Source organism: Aliterella atlantica CENA595 (genome assembly GCF_000952155.1).
Taxonomy (GTDB): domain Bacteria; phylum Cyanobacteriota; class Cyanobacteriia; order Cyanobacteriales; family Chroococcidiopsidaceae; genus Aliterella; species Aliterella atlantica.
Genome location: NZ_JYON01000024.1, coordinates 1 through 17,319, shown reverse-complemented (window position 1 = coordinate 17,319; position 17,319 = coordinate 1). Strand labels below are relative to the sequence as shown.

Here is a 17,319-nt window from a genome sequence, read left to right as displayed (position 1 = left end):
GCAGATTCATTTGTTGAGTAAGAACTTTGGCTCGACCATGCCAATTGATTTTTCCGCTCCTAACTGTACACACTGGATCGCAGCTTATACCCGTTCTAAGCTCCTGCAATACCCGTTTCTACCTCTTTGGATGTAAGTTTGTTTGATAAGTGAAATATTAATGAGATAGTAAATTTAAAAATCAATTCAAATAGAAACTTATGGCAACCGAGCAAGAGCTTCAATCTCTTTTTGATACTTTGGATACCGATGGAGATGGCAAAGTCTCCATGAATGAGCTTTTTTTAAGTCCTGGCTTAAGTGCAATCATCTCATCAGAAACAGGTATTACTAGCCCCCAGGAGTTACTATCACGGTATGCTTCAAACGAAGACGGTAGTATTACCTTTGAAGAGTTAAAAAAAGCAGTTGAGAGAGCAGATAATTTGACATAGCAGTTGAAAAACCAATACCGAATACCCAAAATCCCTCAAAGCGCCCACACTTTGAGGGATATGCAATTTCCAGGTCATTTAATCTAAATTTTGCTGCGCTAGGAAATTCTAGAATAGATGGTTTAGGAGCAGGCATTGTTTCACAAAATCTTTCTATTGGAAAAGGCGCAGATATAATTATTTCAGCTAGGCAATTAGATATTAAAACAGCTTTTGGAATTGTTACAGAAAAATACGGACAGGGGTATTGATACCAATACCCTAGTTGCTTTAGAAAATAGTGATATCAGTGCAAATGCTTTTCAAAGACACTATCTCGCCCGATGGCATCGCAAGACATTATGTTATTCGCTCGTCCGCAGAAATGCTGAGGCTCACGGGTTCGATTGTTACTGCACTATTCTAAATTCTGGGATGTTCCAGTTCCTCTCTAATTCATACTGCTATTCAGCAACGCCCATTTACTAGCGCGAATAAGTTGATATCCCCCAGTTTTGCCCAAATTCACATACTGGGATGGAGGAGACAACTTTAAGCCTGCTAGCTTTTGCGGCTGTGTCAACACCATTACCGAAACAGGAGACGATCTGGCATCTAGAATTTTCTTGACGTAATCTAGACCTGTATCAGTCTGTTTAATATAAGTCACTGGCAAATGGCTGTAGAATACTACACTCGGCTTTTTAAAACCAATCATGATTAATTCTTCACCTGGTTGATGGCTAGTAGCAGCGATCGCCGACAATTGTTTCAAAGGCAATTGTCTTGCGCCATCCATCAAAAAAGCAGCAGGCGTAATCACAAACATCATAAAAGCAATAAACGCCAACAAGTTCGCACCCAATAGCCAACGCCCTTGACGGCGCAACAATAAAATCGCTCCTCCTACTCCTGCAAGCGCCCAAATCGTCCCTGCCACAACTGGCAAACCAGACTGTTTAACTAATTGCTGTAAATTCGGTATCGCTGGATCTATGCCAATTAAATTAGGCAGCAAGAAAAATCCTACCGCTAGAACCACTAATAAAACTATATTTAACCACCGACTAACTTGGAAAAACCTTTGTAACTTGAGATTTGATGGCAAATTGCTCCAAGCTAGCGTAACTAGCATCGCCCCTGCTGGCATTAAAGGCAATACATAACTAGGTAATTTGGTTACAGCAACAGTAAAAAAGCTAAAAACACCCAAAAACCAGAACAGCGCAAACAAACTTAGTTGATTGGTTCTTGCTTGATGTTGCCAAATAGAGCGCTGCCAAAACTTGACCTTTGCGATCGCTACAGGCAAATAAATCGACCAAGGAGCAAAACCAAGCAACACTACTATAAAGTAAAAATACCAAGGTGCAGAGTGATTGTTAACTACTCCTGTAAAGCGTTCGATATTGTGATAGCCAAAAAATGAGTTGATATATGCATCGCCGTTACGCAAAGTTACTAATATAAACCAAGGCAAAGCGATCGCGCAAATGATTAAGCTACCCCATAGCGGGCGCATTTCCTGCCACACTTCTTTGAACTTACCAACATAAAACAAGAAGGAAATAATAATTAAACCTGGTAAAACAATGCCTACAGGTCCTTTAGTCAAAATTGCCGCTGCAATTAGTACGTAAAAGGCTAAATACCAGCGAAACTGCACTTTTGATTGCGGCGATCGCGCGTAGCCAATAAAAAAGCACAGCAAAGCCGAAGCCATACAGCCTGTGAGCAGCATATCCGATACACCAACCCGCGCCCAAGCGATCGTCTCTGGATTTAGCGCCATCAAAGCCGCGCCGATAGCTGCACTCCACCAATAACCAGGTTTAGACGGTTCCTTAGTAGCGTTTGTATGCAGTCCAAAAGACCAAATAGTATAGAATCCCAAACAAACTACACTCATCGCCGCCAGCGCTGAAGGTAGACGTACCGCCCATTCATTCACGCCGATAGTTTGATAAGAAGTCGCCATCAACCAATAAACCAAAGGCGGCTTATCAAAACGAGTTACACCATTAAAATATGGTGTTACCCAATCGCCTGTAACTGTCATTTGCCTTGCAGCTTCGGCAAATAGCGGTTCTGTCTCATCAATTAAGCTGGTACTGCCCAAATGCCAAAAGAAGGCAATCCAACCAACAAACAGCAGCCACAAGATCGATAAAGTCCAAGCCAGATGAGGACGCTTTTCTATATTTTGCAGCCCATCAGCTAGATTACGGTGCAAGCTCAATTTCATGCCATTAAAAGTCTATAAGCGATCTTCATATTAATAGTTACTTTAAAGTTAACTGCCACTGCGATCGCTTTTTATCCCAAACTGGTGCATCTGATTCTCCTACTACATAAGGTCCCCAGTAATAACCGGAACCATCTTGAGCAAAGGCAACTAAAATGTCTCCTTTATTGAGCTTAAAGTTCCCTTCTGGTAGAGAAAGAACTAATCCTTCTTTACTACCTTCTTGGGGGGCAAAATCCCAATGTGCGGGTTCTACTGCGTTTTTACCTCTAGCTAAAAGCGCCACTCTTACAGGTACATCAGTCTGATTGCTCATTATCAACGCCCCAGGAATGCTAGCTGCGGGCTTTGCTTGCGGTGCGTTGTTGGCGGCGACAGTTGGCTGCGCTGCTGGCGTTGACGGTACTCTGGCGGTTGTCGGCGGCGGAGCGATCGGGGGTTCGACTGATACGCTAAACTGCATTGCAGCGATCGCTAGCATAGCAAGTCCGAGCAAAGAGGCGATCGTAATGGCAGGATACACCGAGGATTTAGCATTCATAGTTTTATAGATATCCAGTTTCTTTATGCTTAACAAATTAGCGGCTTATTATGTTGATAAATTGGCGACTTTTATAATAAATAGTCCCTCTACTACTGAAATAGGCTAAAGCTTGTACGATATCCTCTGTATATAGATATAAGGCAGATTTATATCTGGCACATCTACACTAGCAATTTTTAGTTATGCAAAATACTCGTCTGAGCGGTATTGTTGATGCTATCGGCGGGCAGTTGGGAAGATGGTTTTTTAATCCTTGGCGGCGGCTATCGTTATTGATAATTTCGCTGTTATTTGGCTTTTTTCTGGGAACGGCAGTTTCTACAACTGCGGGGCAGGCGGCAGACTGGGATATTATTGCGGCAGCGATTTTAGTTAGTTTGGTAGAAATTGTAGACCGCATTTATTACCGTAGCAGTCGCCAAGGAAACAGAGCTTTTTGGGTAGAGTCATTAAATGCGCTGAAAATTGGTCTTACTTACAGCTTATTTATCGAAGCCTTCAAACTTGGTTCTTAGCACGATGCACGATTCTCTGTACAGAGTTGTGGCGGGTACAGATACATTTGGCGATCGCCAACAATTAGCAACTGCCATACTTCAAGATTCAGAACGGGCTACAGCTTTTGGGATTACACCGGAAAATGTCGCCGAAAAAGTCGATACCAGGTCGCAGCTTTTGCGCTCTTTTTACCCTGCTTTTAGCGAGGAGTGCGATCGTTCCTTACAACTACCAGCCCACACACTTATCGCCACTCTCTGGCACTTGTGGCTGCCTCTGGCGATGCAAATAGCTGCTTGTCGTCAAGAACAATCTCGACCTTTGATTCAAGGTATTTTGGGCGGTCAAGGTATGGGTAAAACTACTTTAGCGGCAGTCTTAAGAGCAATTTCAGGTCACTTAGGATATCGCACTTGTAGTTTGTCTATCGATGACTTGTATAAGACTTATAGCGATCGCCTAATTTTACAGCAACAAGACCCTCGGCTCATTTGGCGGGGTCCTCCTGGTACTCACGATGTCGAGTTGGGTTTAATGGTACTAGAACAACTGCATCAACCTAACTTTGATAAACCGATTCAACTTCCCCGCTTTGATAAATCAGCTTATAACGGTGCTGGCGATCGCTCTACACCTGAAGAAGTCTCTAATATTGATATTGTGCTGTTTGAAGGTTGGTTTATCGGCGTTCGACCTATCGCTCCAAGTGCTTTTGATAATGCACCGCCGCCGATTGTTACGGCTTTTGACCGCGATTTTGCCCGTGATATGAATGCTAAATTACACGATTATCTGCCTTTGTGGGCGCATTTAGACCGTTTGATTGTTTTGTATCCTACTGATTATCGCTATAGTATCGCTTGGCGGCAACAAGCTGAACGACAGGCGATCGCTGCTGGTAAAGCAGGCATGACCGATTCAGAAATAGAGGAATTTGTCAAGTATTTTTGGCGATCGCTGCATCCAGAATTATTTATCAAACCTTTAGTTGAGCAAAAAAGTCAGGTCGATGTGGTTATTGAAATTATGGGCGCTCGTTCTTTGGGTAGAGTTTATCGTCCAGAAAATATTTAATTTCCAGTTTGCAAGCGCTTTACCAACTCGTTAAAAGGTTGCCAGTTATCATCATTAGCTATAGGTTCCCAAATTGATTCTATAACTGGTCTTAGTAGTGCTGTTTTAGGGTTACTATCTTGCAATGTTTGGGCAATTTTATCAGTTTCGTCTACAGGTAATTTTGCTAATACTTGTTGATACGTATTGCACCACTTTGCTAGTAGTTCTGGCTGGGAGGTGTCTAGAGACAAATCTGTGCGATCGCGCCAACTAGAAGAAAACTTAGCTGTAATTTGCGTAAAAAAGTCGTGGTAGCCAATTTGAGTTTCTTTTAAAAGCTCAATTGTAACTGCTAACAAGTCATCTAATTGGGGTATATCTACATTAGTAAAACCCAGTTTTTTCAGCATCAACAGTCTATATTCATACAGGTAGCGATCGTAAAACTGCGCCAACCCATTTACCATATCTTCTGCATTAATAACTGCTGCTAGCGGTTCTTGCAAAGCTTCTAAATTCGCGCAGCAAACATCTGGTTGATTGCCATAACAGTAGCGTTTGCCATAATCAAAATAAGCTGCTGTAAATAAAGGATCGTAGGTAGGAATGAAAGCATAAGGTCCGTAGTCAAAGCTTTCCCCAGTAATTGACATATTATCTGTATTTAATACACCATGACAAAAGCCTGCTGCCATCCATTGGGCAACTAATTTAGCAACTCTTTGGACTAATTGAGCGTAAAATAAGGCATATTGGTCTGGTTTAGTAAAAATATCTGGATAATAGTTTTCAATTACGTGGTCTAGCAGCTTCTTAGTTAAATCTGCTCGTTCTATGTAGCGCAAGCGTTCAAATGTACCAAAACGAATGTGCGATCGGCTAAAACGCACCATTACAGACGATCGCGTGGGGGAAGGTTCGTCACCGCGCCATAGTTGTTCGCCTGTTTCTATCATGCTAAAAGTGCGAGAAGTACGTACTCCCAATCGATACAGTGCTTCGGTTGCTAATACTTCCCTAACTCCACCTTTAAGGGTTAGCATTCCATCTCCACCACGCGAGTAAGGAGTTTTACCAGATCCTTTAGTACCAAAGTCGTAGAGTTCGCCATCTGTCCCACGCACTTGACCGTATAAAAAGCCTCTACCATCACCTAAATCGGGGTTGTAGTAGCCAAATTGATAACCGTGATAGCGTAAAGCCAAAAGCGGCGATCGCCCCTGAAATTTGCCAAAAGCCTCCACAAAATCCTCGTCTGTAACTGTTTGCGGATCTAGTCCTAATAGCGGTAACAATAAATCGTTGCGAAAACGTAAGATATGCTGCGGAAATTCTGCTGCTTGGACAACATCATAGTATTCATTACCCAAGGATTCGATTGCAGGCTCGTAATTAAGGTTAAGTAGGGGATTGTGCGATGCAGTCATTGTTAGCTTTTAAGTTGTTGCTTTAATCCTAACGATTTTGGCGATCGCGATCGCAATTCTGCTTCACGATGTATTTGGCGATCGTTAATCGAGCTAAAACCTATCTACAGACATAGAATTTTGCCCAATAGTTACAAACAAAGGTAGTTAAATAACTAATAGGCTTAACAATATACTCAAACTCAAGAATTTTCGTTAATAGCAGAGTCGAAATATGCAAAACGTCAAATTGTTGTGTACTCTAGATGGTTCTGACTACAAAGAATATAAGGTGGAAATAGACGAACAAACTTTAGGTTTAATTTCCTGGAATAGCGATCGAGATCCCTCTACAGGTAATTGGTACACAACAGCAAGTGACGGCGAAACTTACTACTTCCACACCCAAGAGGCAGCAATCAACTTTTTGCAAAAAAATCCAGTAAAATCGGCAAGCGATATCTCAACTAAACTCAAAGTTGAAGCCCATAAACTCATAGATATTGCCGAAGAAATTGAGTTAGAAGGTACGGTAGTTATCAACAAAAATCTGTAGTTTAAGTTACAAATAGTTTAAAAGATAGCGTTTTATAGTTAGTTTTATCTAACTATCCTGCGGGAATTAAAGTCAAACGAGCGCAGACTAAGGCAATGTCTAGCGCTTTCAACATACTTACTATTACTCCTCAACTTGCCCGACGCGACGAATGTTGAGAATATCGCTCATCTTTTTGATTTGCACAAATACTTGTTCTAGCTGAACGCGATCGCGTATTTCAATTCCTAAATCTATAATTGCTGGTTGTCCGTTGGCAGTTTTGACGTTGGCGTTACGCACATTTATGCTTTGGTCGCTAAGTCGTGACAATATATCTTTGAGTACGCCTACACGGTCAATAGCTTCAATTTGTACGTCAATTGGATAAGTTTGGGGACGACCTTTTTGCGTGTCAATTGGGTTCCAACTTACAGGTACTAAGCGATCGCCTTCTACGCTTTCCACGTTCTGACAGCCTTGGCGGTGAATCGAAATTCCCTTATTGCTGCGCGTAACTACCCCAATAATCGACTCTCCTGGAATAGGACTGCAACACCCAGCTAAGTGATAAAGCAGCCCTTCTACGCCTGCGATAGGCGACTCGCTAGCCTTTTTGGTGGGTAATGGCGATCGCGCTGCTGTTGTGGGTAAAGTAATATCTGTAGTGGCGATCGGTTGCTGCGCTTTGACTGTTTCTCGCCAGCGATTGAGTACCGAGTTTGATGTCTGTTCGCCGTAACCCAAAGCCGCTAATAAGTCTTCGACGCTGTGATAGTTAAACTTTTCTGCGACTTGTTGCATTGGTTCTGACTTCAACAAAGCATCAAAGCCAGTTTTGCCCATTTCCTTTTCCAACATCTCTCGCCCGCGTGCTACATTTTCGTCGCGGTGCGATCGCTTATACCACTGTCTGATCCTGTTCTTAGCTGCAGATGTCCTGACAAAATTCAACCAATCTAAGCTAGGATGGCTATTTTTCTGAGTAAGAACTTCGACAATATCGCCGTTTTTTAGCTGCGTATCTAGCGTAACCATCCGCCCGTTTACTCGCGCCCCGCAGCAATGATTGCCTACTTCTGTGTGAATCCGATAGGCAAAATCTACTGTAGTCGATCCTGGACTTAAGGAGACTACATCGCCTTTGGGAGTAAATACATAAACGTCATCTTCAAATAAATTATCTTTGACGCTTTCTAAATACTCCTGCGCGTCTTTCAAATCGTGCTGCCATTCTAATAATTGCCGCAGCCAGGTAAATTTTTCATCTCCTGGTGTCATCTGTGTGTGCGTGCTGCCTTTTTCCTTGTACTTCCAATGAGCAGCAATTCCGTACTCGGCGATATGATGCATTTCTAAAGTGCGAATTTGCACTTCTAAAGGTCGTCCGGTAAAGCCTACAACCGCAGTATGCAGCGATTGGTAGCGGTTGGGCTTAGGCAAACCAATATAATCTTTAAATCGTCCTGGGATCGGCTTAAATTCGTCATGTACTACTGCTAAAGCGCGGTAGCATTCTTCATTTGTTTGCACGATGAGCCGAATTGCTGCCAAGTCGTAAATTTCGTGAAATTCTTTTTGTTGGCGCTGCATTTTTTGGTAAATCCCATACAGGTGCTTGGGACGACCGCTAATATCGCTATATTGGATGCCTGATTGCTCTAATCTAGCTTTAAGGACTTCAGTAACTCTAGTAAGTCTCGCTTCCCTATCGCCGCGTTTTTCAGCTACTAATTCTTGAATCTGGCGATAAGCATCTGGTTCCAAATACTTAAAGGCTAAATCTTCTAATTCCCACTTAACTCGCCCGATCCCCAACCGATTAGCCAAAGGAGCGAAAATATCTCTCGTTTCCTGAGCAATACGGCGGCGCTTTTCATCTGGCAAGTGTTCTAGCGTTCGCATATTGTGCAAGCGATCGGCAAGTTTGACTACAATTACCCGAATATCTTGCGCCATTGCCAAAAACATCCGCCGGAAGTTCTCAGCTTGGCTTTCTGTTTTGCTGGAAAAGTTAAATTTAGATAGCTTAGTAACGCCTTCTACTAATTGCCTAACTTCTGGATTAAATCGCTTTTCTATTTCCTCTAGGGTAATTTCTGTGTCTTCTACAACGTCGTGGAGAAAGCCAGCCGCTATCATTGCGCCACCGCCACCCAAATCTCGCAATAAACCCGCAACGGCAACAGGATGACAGATATAAGGTTCGCCAGATTTGCGATACTGCCCTTGGTGTAAGTTATAGGCAAATTCAAAAGCCCGACAAATTATCCCCGCATCGCTGGGATCGCTGTCATTTTCGGAAATCAGACACTTTTGCAACCACTCAGGAATAACGCAATTAAAGGAGGCTTTCGGAGCAACGACATTCATAGGGGATCGAGCTTCAATCACTTATTTGGGGTGTGGGGGTAAAGTTAAAAAATCAACGGAGCGATCTATTGAAAGTATTATTTAGGCTAGGGAAAAACTAATATAGTTTGTCAATCGTAACGCCAATCTGTACCAAATATGTCAAAGGAGGTATAAAAACTATTGGTCAATCCGAGTCGTTGTATATAACGTCTCTAAAATTTATTAACAAGGCAAAATTCTTTACATTAATTCTACATAACAATTGGCTGAATGTTGTCAAGATATCAACAACGCTACCAAGAATTTGCTCAACTACTAGAGGGGCTGCAACTGCAAGCAGCTAATTCTGTGCTAGCAGGGGGCAAACTACGCCAAAGCGTACAGCAAGCGCAACAATTTTTTGGGCAACAGCTTTTGACTTTAGACTCTAGCGACTTATCGCCAGTACAGGAAGCGCAAATTCGTGCTTACCAGACAGAAATTAGCAAACAGCTACAACTTTTAGGAATGGATGTAAGATTTTTGCAAGCAGCAAGAGCGCAAGCAACAGCAACTAATAGGCAAACACAACTTAAAAGCCGTATCGAAACTCTACTAAGCTACTGCAACACAATCGTAGAATTAGCCTAAACCAGTACAATAACTAAAAATTATCAGCTAAGAGCCGATCGCGCATTAGCTAACCAAATATGAGTAACCCTTTATTTAAAATAGAAAACCTCAAAGTAGCCTATCCCCAACGCCGACTTACAGAGCAACCCAATTGGGCAGTCAACGATGTATCTTTAACATTGCAAAGGGGCGATCGCTTGGGGTTAGTAGGAGAATCAGGCTGTGGTAAATCTACTCTAGGTAGAGCAGCAATGCGCTTATTACCGCCAGCTACGCAGATTGAAGGCAAAGTATATTTTGAAGATAAATCGGTGTTTGAGATGACAAGCGCCCAGTTGCGGCGATTTCGCGGCGAAGCTGTAGCCTTGATATTTCAAGATCCAATGACGCGCCTCGATCCGTTGATGACAATTGGCAAGCATTGTATAGAAACGCTCAAAGCTCACCAACCGCAGCTATCGCATCAGCAAGCCAAAGAAAAAGCGATCGCCACTTTAGAATCTGTAAAAATTCCCGCTAGCAGATGGAAGCAATACCCCCACGAATTTAGCGGCGGGATGAGACAAAGAGTTGCGATCGCTCTAGCTCTGTTACTCAACCCCAAATTAATTGTGGCTGACGAACCAACCACCAGCTTAGATGTAACTGTTGCCTCAGAAATACTCAAAGAACTAACTAGGCTGTGCCAAGAACGAGACATGGCATTGCTATTAATTTCCCACGATTTAGCCTTAGTTGGGGAGTATTGCAATTCTATTGGCGTAATGTACCAAGGTGCTTTAGTAGAAGTTGGGGAGGCTAAATCTGTCTTTGAAAAACCCCAGCACGAATATACGCGCAGCCTTCTCAAAGCAGCGTTGCACATTCATGATGGTAAAAGCGCCATGCATTGCGCCCCTACTAATCAATCGCCTTTGCTGAAAGTTACAAATTTGCAGCAGTATTATACGCTGGAACCGAATTTGATCGAGCGCTTTTTGGGGGCGCAGGAGCAAACAATTAAGGCTGTTGATGGTGTCAATTTGGAACTGTACCCAGGCGAAATTTTAGGGCTGGTGGGCGAGTCGGGTTGTGGTAAAAGCACTCTATCTCGGACTATATTGCAGCTAATTCGCCCCACATCTGGCAAAGTGCAGTTGCAAGCAACGGAACTAACTACCTTACCCTGGCAAAGCTTGTTGCAGCAGCGCCGTCAAATGCAAATGGTGTTTCAAGATCCTCATGCTTGCCTTAATCCGGCGATGACAGTTGGTGAAAATATTGCCGATCCCTTAGCGATTCACAAGTTAGATACACCAGAATTGCCAGCAAAAAAGCAGGTAATGCAAATGCTAGAACAAGTAGGGTTAGTACCTGCTGCGGAGTATTACGATCGCTATCCGTCCGATTTGTCAGGAGGACAACAGCAGCGAGTTGCGATCGCGCGGGCTTTGATTACGCGCCCAAAACTGTTGATTTGCGACGAACCTGTAAGTATGTTAGATGCTAGCGTCCAAACGCAAGTATTAGATTTGATGCTGGATTTGAAGCAAAAATTTGAACTTACTTACTTATTTATTACTCACGATCTTTGGCTAGCGCGGTTTTTGTGCGATCGCATTGCTGTAATGAATGCCGGACAAATTGTAGAACTTGGCGCTACTGAAAATATATTTACTAATCCCCAACATCCTTACACGCAAACTCTGCTCAAAGCTGCCCCTTTATTAATTCGTAATTCGTAATTCGCGCATTCGTAATTATGAATTGCCGCTTTGCGGCTTGAGGAGGAAAATGTTTAAGTTTCTTTTATGCCTTCGTTTAAAGCTGTCGCTTCTACGCTAGTAGAGATGGCTGCGGCTAAGGCTGCTGAGTTAATCGCTACTTCTTCTACTTCTGGTAATTTTTCTAGAGTCAGGCGGCTAGATTGACGTTGCCCAGATAAACGCTTTAATAAAATTGGTCTAGGATCGTGCAGCAGGTAGATTAAGCGATCGCCTATTTGCCATTCTTCTGTTGCTAACACAATTTGTAACCTAGCTTCGCGTTCTACAAACAAGGGTACGAGTTCCCCCGCTCGCATTAATGCTTGTAAATGCGCCTGTTGAAATGCAAATCCTGGCTCTACTAGCGTTGTAGTTCCCAGCTTGACTCGCCCATCGCTGAGATAATCGTTCCAAGTTTTACTGGCAAAATCTGGTAAAAAAGCCTGGCTAATTTTTTTGTTGTTATTGCTGCCATCATTAGCTTGCGGATCGCGGGGAAAAATAGCTAAAACTCGCGGCGGTTTAAATTCTTCTGCTGCTCTTTGGGCGACAACAACATTTACTTCGCCATTGTTTGTCATCGCGAGGAAAGTTCCTCTAGAACTAACTCCGGCTTCTTCTAGCACTTGGGGATCTAAAGCACTGCTGAGGAAAAAAGGAATATTTTCGGTTGCGGCTTGTTCTTGGGCTACAGGATCGGTATCGATAATTGCGACTGATTCGCCGCGTTCTTGAAATAAACGGGCAATTAGCAAGCTCAAAGGGTTGCAGCCAACTATTACCGCTCCTGTTGCTTCGGTAGAAGCGATCGCCAGCCATTTTGCTACCCAACCAGCGCTCAACCCTTGACAAAATACGGTCATGATAATTGTCAAAAATACCAAGGCTTTGATTGCATCGCCGCCATTAATACCTCTGTCAGTTAATAAGATAGAAAATAAAGAGGCAACGGAAGCTGAAACAATACCTCTAGGTGCAACCCAACATAAAAATAGCTTTTGCTGCAAGCTTAAACTGCTGTTCCAAGTACACACGGCAATGTTAATCGGGCGCACGACAAACATTAGTACCAGTACAGTAAATAAGCTACCCCAACCCAAGGCAACTATACTGGCAATTGATAAATCCGCCGCTAGCAAAATAAACAGTACGGAAACACCGAGAATCGTTAATTGCCCTTTAAAGCGCCTAAGTAGCCTTTCTTCAGGGATAGAGGCAGATCCTAATACTACTCCTGCTACTACCGTCGCCATCAACCCCGATTCGCTGCGAATCAGTTGCGCTAGGGTAAATAATCCCCACAATCCAGCCAAAACTACTAAATTTTTCAGTTCGTCAGCAATAAAATGAGCGCGTTTGAACATCAAGCTCAACAACCAACCGCCTAACGCTCCAATTCCGCCACCAATACCCAAGCGTAGAACTAAGCCACTAAATGCAGCAATAGGGTCAGCTTCGCCATTTAAAATCGTGTCTAATACTACTACAGCTAATATTGCCCCTACCGGATCGATTAAGACTCCTTCACCCTCTAAGAGCGTGGCAACTTGCCTATCTACTTTGACGTGCCTAAGTAAAGGACTAATTACAGTAGGTCCTGTAACTACAACTAAAGAAGCATACAGAAAAGCGATCGCCCAAGGAAACTCCCCCAACCAGTGCGCCGCCATACCGCCACCAACTAAAGTAATTAGCGTCCCAATTGTGACTAGGTTACGCAAACTACCGGAGACTTTGCCTAAGTCTCGCATTTCTAAGTTCAACCCGCCTTCAAATAAGATTACGGCTGTCGCTAGGGCAACAATTACTTCTAAGCCTGCGCCTAGTAACTGAGGGTGCAGCAAGCCCGTACCGTCTGCACCTAGAACAATGCCAAACAGCAGCAGAAACACGATGCTGGGTACTTTGAGGTACTCCGCCAGCACTTGAGCGCCGATTCCTGCGACAACGGCGATCGCTATCTGCAATGTAATTTCAAAAGATGCTTCCATGTTCTAGATTTTGCTGCGGTCAAAATCTTTCGTCAAGGATAGTCGATTTTAACCTAATTAGATAAAACACTAAGTTGAATAATATGATGTATTTTATATTACCATTTACTAATTTTTATTGAAAAAACGTATTAATTCTCATGACAAAAATAATTTAGGTTCGTTTGCTCAAAGTCGCAGTAGTAATAGCGCAGCTAACAATGCGATCGCCTATTAAAGTCATTCCTCCTCACTTTCTTGCTGTCACAATCCGCAATATAAAAATGAAGAGTTGTTGCTATTTGCAGTTTACCCGTATTTTGCCGGATACTTTCTTCATTGTAGAAAAGATAAGCTTTATAAGCATAGATTTTGATTAGTTGAACATGAATTTACCGACAAATTTTGATTTTGAAGACGACAAATTTAACGCGCCACCATCTCAAGTTATTCCTTGGTGTCAAATTGTGAATCCTCGCTACGATGAGCGCGATCTTCTGCCTTACGGGCTAGCAATTAAGTTAGATAATGCTCGTACTGTAGGTTTTACTCCCGATGCAAATTGGCAGCAAATAGAATATGCTTTTAGCACTGGAGAAATTCAAGACCTGTATATTAGTAAAACTCCACGCTTAGTTATAGTACGTCGGGGACCTTTATCTCTAAAGAATCGCGAAACTGGAGAAAAAATTGGTACATTCAAAGATAATTACGACGCTTTTATAGCAGACAAGCTTAAGTTTAAAACCTACACGCGCCATCTCATATTTATAGTAGGTGAAGACAAAAAGTTATTACACAAATTGCCCTTACAACTAACTGTAAACGGTGCATCTGGTACGAGTTTTAGCAAAGCGTACTACGATTTCAACAGACAAAATAGAGAATTAACGGGATTTGTAAGCGAATTAGAGAAAGCTTATGCTAGCTACCGCAATCAACCAGTTGCAGCAAAAGGCTCGTTGTTTCACGCTCACGGAATTTTTTGTCCAACAATTGAACCAGAAGAAAGAGGAAATGCAGAAAATACAGCTTTAGTAGCAGCGACAGTAGACTACGGACATCCTACAGCGGATACTTTGACTCAATTTTTGATTGCTTCAGATTCTCATGAGTCAGCAATAATTACTCAGATGTTTGAGGAATACAAAGAATTTGGCAAAGAACAAATCAAAGTAGAAATGCCCAAATTGGCAACAGCAGGTGCTTCTAGTTCTTATACTTACCCAGAGGAAGATGAATTTGATTATCCTCCTTATTAACAATTAAAAACCTAACTGTATGGCTATTAGTATCGCTTAAATTTTGGGACTAAAACGGTATATTTATCTAGGACATCTAGTAGCTAAAAAATTATGAAAGGAAGCAATCTTGTCCCTTTGTTTAGGTTTTGAAAATTAGCCAGATTGGTAGGGTGCGTTGCGGACAACGCACCCTACAATACTATCTCGCTAAAGGACTTTTGTTTTGCAACGCAAAGTTGATAGTTTGTTCGATTCTTTTGACTCTTGTTTCTGGGCGTTTGGCGCTTTCAATCCAAGCCAGTATGTTCTTTTTAGACGATTTACTAAAAGCCTGAAAATAGCTATTAGCAATTGCGTTTGCTGTTAAGGCTTGCTCTAAGTCTGCTGGAATTGTTAACTCTTCTATGGCATCCAACTTGTACCACGAGCCATTTTGTTTTGCTACGGCAATTTTTTCCAGACCAATTTCAGTTATCAAACCTTGCTCTATAAGTTCTTGAATATATTGCTTATTTAATTTTGACCAAACACTTTGAGGTTTGCGCGGTGTAAATATTTGTCGATAACTTTCTGCATCTATAGATTGAACTTTGCTATCAATCCAACCAAAACATAAAGCTTCTTTGACTGCTTCGCTATATCGAACGCTTGGTTTGCCACTTTTAATTTTGTAGTAGACAAGCCATACACCGCAGGATGTCAGATGATTTGTTTCTAACCATTGTCGCCATTGTTGGCGGCTTCTAGCAAAAAAGGTTTCTAGTCGATCGTCAAACGGCATTACAGAAAAAACTATCAGTAATATGGAAATTAGGGTAAAGTTAAACTCTTTACCCTTTCTCCTTTTCATCAATCGTTGCTATTTCAGCAGTAAATAGTACAACTGACCTCTACTACCAGTAATCCCAGCGCGATCGCCTGCTAGTTTCCCAGTTCCCATAAAATAATCTACACGTCCTGGTCCCTTAATCGCGCTACCTGCATCTTGATCCAAAACAAAGCGGCTAACTGTTTTATACTCCATTTGCTCGGTAGTTTCGCCAAAAGGTAGGCTAGTATGCATCAGTGCCAAAGCCCCAGGAGGCATCAAAGACTTGTCAGTAGCGATAGAACGTTCTGCCGTCACAGGTACGCCCAAACTGCCTGTAGCTTGCGCTCCATAAGTTTTGCGGAAGAATACAAAGCTACGATTGCGGGGAAGATAATTATTAAGTTCCCAAGGATGCTGAGATAGATAACCAATCATTACAGGCAAAGTTAGCCCTGCCAAGGGTAGTTTGCCATCTTTGGCTAGTTCTTTACCAATGCTGGTATAAGGATAATTAGTTTTGGCAGCATAGCCGATACTCATCTCACTACCGTCTGTTAGCTGCAACCTAGCAGAACCTTGGACTTGAGTTAAGAAAGCATCTAAGCGATCGCTCAGGTACACAAGTTCTAACCCATTTAGCCGACTTTTTGCTCCCAATAAACCGTCTCTACCTTCCAATTGAGCGCGAGTAGGATGAGGTTTCGACCATTTTGTAAAGTTTGCTGGCATCCGATACAGAGGATAGCGGTATTGCTCCGTTCTGACGCGACTAGCAGCGTACATTGGCTCGTAGTAGGCAGTAAATAAAACGTCCCCTTTACCATCTTTGCCAATCGAGCGGTAAAAGACAAAATCGCGCTTCACAGCTTGCTGCAAGTCGGTGGGAGATTTAGCCGCAACTACTAGCTTGCGAAAGTGTACCAAACTGCGGCGTACGCGATCGCGGGTGATGCCACTTTTTGCATAGCGACGATAAACTTTTGCCGAACCTGGTGTATTTAAATACTTCAAACTATGATCGACTGATTTAAGGACTGCCCGCCAATCTCCAGGCTTACCATCTTCCCCCCATATTTGGGTATCTAGCCCTAAAGTATCTGCAAGGCAGCAATCTTTTGTTTGCTTTTGTACGTTTGTTGCTTGCAGAGGTACGCGGGCAATCGAAGGCGCAGGCGTTGAAATCGCCACTCCTACACCCAATGTCAGTAAAGCAATTATTTTTCTCATCATCCACCACTAAAATCTTTCTACACTAGAACTAAATACAGGTTCTACTCGAATTGCCATAATTCGGGATGGACGCACCACCATGTATTCCCCTTGAACGTTTTTAATCGGCACGCTGATGAAATCATCGGAGGCAGACTTAGGTACGAGTTCGGTACTGTACCATTTTTGAAAGTCCTGAATGTTAGTAAAACGGACTTCTTCTCGGTGTCCACCTTCAATCATCAGGTGTACGACATACTCGTTAGGGGTTCTGGGCATACAATCGAGTTACCTTAAATTGTGACGAGAAGCAATCGATTAGCTGTTAGCTACTTATGCAAGTAGGATTTTTGACTTGCTATCCTCACTAAGGAGCGAGGCTGGCAGCGATTTAACAGGTTCAACTACTAACTACGCAATGAAAATCAATGTAAGCACAACTAAGGCAATTTTTGCAATCGTGCGATCGCCGATCTCAAATATTTTTATCTCAATGAAGCAAGAAGACTCCCGTTACATCTGACAGGATTAACGGGATGATGAATTGCGACCAACAAAATAAACTATCGCGATAGCGAATCTTTTTTGTGCTGTTCGTGTTAGCATAAAAATGGTGATAGGTCGATAACCATGATAGTCTACGAGTTTAAAGTTAAAGGTAAGTCTTACCAATATC

At 42.6% G+C, this 17,319-nt stretch carries 15 protein-coding genes and 1 pseudogene; 8 read left to right on the top strand and 8 right to left on the bottom strand.

Annotation, left to right across the window (positions count from 1 at the left end; genetic code table 11):
• Window positions 1–200 precede the first annotated feature (200 nt).
• Window positions 201–434, top strand: a complete 234-nt coding sequence (locus tag UH38_RS18550) for an EF-hand domain-containing protein (RefSeq protein WP_045056178.1) — start codon at window positions 201–203, stop codon at window positions 432–434.
• A gap of 294 nt (window positions 435–728) precedes the next feature.
• Window positions 729–868: pseudogene (locus UH38_RS28295) on the top strand (IS1 family transposase); the annotation flags it as partial.
• On the opposite strand, the gene UH38_RS18545 reads toward UH38_RS28295, so the two are convergent.
• Both UH38_RS18545 and UH38_RS18540 read right to left on the bottom strand, forming a co-directional pair.
• Entirely contained in the window at window positions 865–2,658 is a 1,794-nt protein-coding gene (locus UH38_RS18545; protein WP_045056177.1) for a glycosyltransferase family 39 protein, read from the bottom strand. The pseudogene UH38_RS28295 and the gene UH38_RS18545 overlap by 4 nt on opposite strands.
• 37 nt (window positions 2,659–2,695) lie before the next feature.
• Window positions 2,696–3,199 (bottom strand): hypothetical protein, encoded by a 504-nt coding sequence (locus UH38_RS18540; RefSeq protein WP_045056176.1) that lies wholly within the window; start codon window positions 3,197–3,199, stop codon window positions 2,696–2,698.
• Window positions 3,200–3,384: 185 nt separating this feature from the next.
• Between UH38_RS18540 and UH38_RS18535 the strand changes: the two genes are divergently transcribed.
• On the top strand, window positions 3,385–3,717 hold the full coding sequence (locus tag UH38_RS18535) for a DUF565 domain-containing protein (RefSeq protein WP_045056175.1): 333 nt from the start codon (window positions 3,385–3,387) through the stop codon (window positions 3,715–3,717).
• Between the two features lie 4 nt (window positions 3,718–3,721).
• Window positions 3,722–4,774 carry a glycerate kinase gene (locus UH38_RS18530; protein ID WP_235355345.1) on the top strand — a complete coding sequence of 351 codons (1,053 nt, stop codon included), beginning with the start codon at window positions 3,722–3,724 and terminating at the stop codon, window positions 4,772–4,774.
• On the opposite strand, the gene UH38_RS18525 is transcribed toward UH38_RS18530, so the two are convergent.
• A complete protein-coding gene (locus tag UH38_RS18525; protein ID WP_045056174.1) occupies window positions 4,771–6,183 on the bottom strand; it encodes a protein adenylyltransferase SelO in 1,413 nt (470 codons plus the stop codon). The two genes, UH38_RS18530 and UH38_RS18525, sit on opposite strands and share 4 nt — an antisense overlap.
• A gap of 214 nt (window positions 6,184–6,397) precedes the next feature.
• Here UH38_RS18525 and UH38_RS18520 point away from each other — a divergent pair, with 214 nt between their 5' ends.
• Window positions 6,398–6,718 (top strand): hypothetical protein, encoded by a 321-nt coding sequence (locus UH38_RS18520; protein WP_045056173.1) that lies wholly within the window; start codon window positions 6,398–6,400, stop codon window positions 6,716–6,718.
• A gap of 123 nt (window positions 6,719–6,841) precedes the next feature.
• On the opposite strand, the gene UH38_RS18515 is transcribed toward UH38_RS18520, so the two are convergent.
• On the bottom strand, window positions 6,842–9,070 hold the full coding sequence (locus UH38_RS18515) for a RelA/SpoT family protein (protein WP_045056172.1): 2,229 nt from the start codon (window positions 9,068–9,070) through the stop codon (window positions 6,842–6,844).
• Between the two features lie 252 nt (window positions 9,071–9,322).
• Between UH38_RS18515 and patD the strand changes: the two genes are divergently transcribed.
• Complete coding sequence (patD, locus tag UH38_RS18510; protein WP_045056171.1) at window positions 9,323–9,682, top strand: heterocyst frequency control protein PatD; 360 nt, start codon at window positions 9,323–9,325, stop codon at window positions 9,680–9,682.
• 59 nt (window positions 9,683–9,741) lie between these two features.
• Window positions 9,742–11,388, top strand: a complete 1,647-nt coding sequence (locus UH38_RS18505) for a dipeptide ABC transporter ATP-binding protein (RefSeq protein WP_045056170.1) — start codon at window positions 9,742–9,744, stop codon at window positions 11,386–11,388.
• Window positions 11,389–11,441: 53 nt separating this feature from the next.
• Here UH38_RS18505 and UH38_RS18500 read toward each other — a convergent pair whose 3' ends face one another.
• Window positions 11,442–13,400, bottom strand: a complete 1,959-nt coding sequence (locus UH38_RS18500) for a cation:proton antiporter (RefSeq protein WP_045056169.1) — start codon at window positions 13,398–13,400, stop codon at window positions 11,442–11,444.
• 365 nt (window positions 13,401–13,765) lie between these two features.
• On the opposite strand from UH38_RS18500, the gene UH38_RS18495 reads away from it, so the two are divergent.
• Window positions 13,766–14,641 (top strand): DUF5895 domain-containing protein, encoded by an 876-nt coding sequence (locus tag UH38_RS18495; protein ID WP_045056168.1) that lies wholly within the window; start codon window positions 13,766–13,768, stop codon window positions 14,639–14,641.
• Window positions 14,642–14,822: 181 nt separating this feature from the next.
• Here UH38_RS18495 and UH38_RS18490 read toward each other — a convergent pair whose 3' ends face one another.
• From UH38_RS18490 to UH38_RS18480, 3 genes are all read right to left on the bottom strand, one after another.
• Window positions 14,823–15,404, bottom strand: coding sequence for a YdeI/OmpD-associated family protein (locus UH38_RS18490; RefSeq protein ID WP_045056230.1), 582 nt, complete (start codon window positions 15,402–15,404; stop codon window positions 14,823–14,825).
• 78 nt (window positions 15,405–15,482) lie between these two features.
• Window positions 15,483–16,661, bottom strand: coding sequence for a murein transglycosylase A (gene mltA, locus UH38_RS18485; protein ID WP_045056167.1), 1,179 nt, complete (start codon window positions 16,659–16,661; stop codon window positions 15,483–15,485).
• Window positions 16,662–16,670: 9 nt separating this feature from the next.
• On the bottom strand, window positions 16,671–16,922 hold the full coding sequence (locus UH38_RS18480; protein WP_045056166.1) for a hypothetical protein: 252 nt from the start codon (window positions 16,920–16,922) through the stop codon (window positions 16,671–16,673).
• Between the last annotated feature and the right edge of the window lie 397 nt (window positions 16,923–17,319).

Coding starts and splice junctions, on each gene's coding strand:
- UH38_RS18550 (WP_045056178.1), top strand. CDS start 201: ATGGCAACCGAGCAAGAGCTTCAATCTCTTTTTGATACTTTGGATACC.
- UH38_RS18545 (WP_045056177.1), bottom strand. CDS start 2,658: ATGAAATTGAGCTTGCACCGTAATCTAGCTGATGGGCTGCAAAATATA.
- UH38_RS18540 (WP_045056176.1), bottom strand. CDS start 3,199: ATGAATGCTAAATCCTCGGTGTATCCTGCCATTACGATCGCCTCTTTG.
- UH38_RS18535 (WP_045056175.1), top strand. CDS start 3,385: ATGCAAAATACTCGTCTGAGCGGTATTGTTGATGCTATCGGCGGGCAG.
- UH38_RS18530 (WP_235355345.1), top strand. CDS start 3,722: ATGCACGATTCTCTGTACAGAGTTGTGGCGGGTACAGATACATTTGGC.
- UH38_RS18525 (WP_045056174.1), bottom strand. CDS start 6,183: ATGACTGCATCGCACAATCCCCTACTTAACCTTAATTACGAGCCTGCA.
- UH38_RS18520 (WP_045056173.1), top strand. CDS start 6,398: ATGCAAAACGTCAAATTGTTGTGTACTCTAGATGGTTCTGACTACAAA.
- UH38_RS18515 (WP_045056172.1), bottom strand. CDS start 9,070: ATGAATGTCGTTGCTCCGAAAGCCTCCTTTAATTGCGTTATTCCTGAG.
- patD (WP_045056171.1), top strand. CDS start 9,323: ATGTTGTCAAGATATCAACAACGCTACCAAGAATTTGCTCAACTACTA.
- UH38_RS18505 (WP_045056170.1), top strand. CDS start 9,742: ATGAGTAACCCTTTATTTAAAATAGAAAACCTCAAAGTAGCCTATCCC.
- UH38_RS18500 (WP_045056169.1), bottom strand. CDS start 13,400: ATGGAAGCATCTTTTGAAATTACATTGCAGATAGCGATCGCCGTTGTC.
- UH38_RS18495 (WP_045056168.1), top strand. CDS start 13,766: ATGAATTTACCGACAAATTTTGATTTTGAAGACGACAAATTTAACGCG.
- UH38_RS18490 (WP_045056230.1), bottom strand. CDS start 15,404: ATGCCGTTTGACGATCGACTAGAAACCTTTTTTGCTAGAAGCCGCCAA.
- mltA (WP_045056167.1), bottom strand. CDS start 16,661: ATGAGAAAAATAATTGCTTTACTGACATTGGGTGTAGGAGTGGCGATT.
- UH38_RS18480 (WP_045056166.1), bottom strand. CDS start 16,922: ATGCCCAGAACCCCTAACGAGTATGTCGTACACCTGATGATTGAAGGT.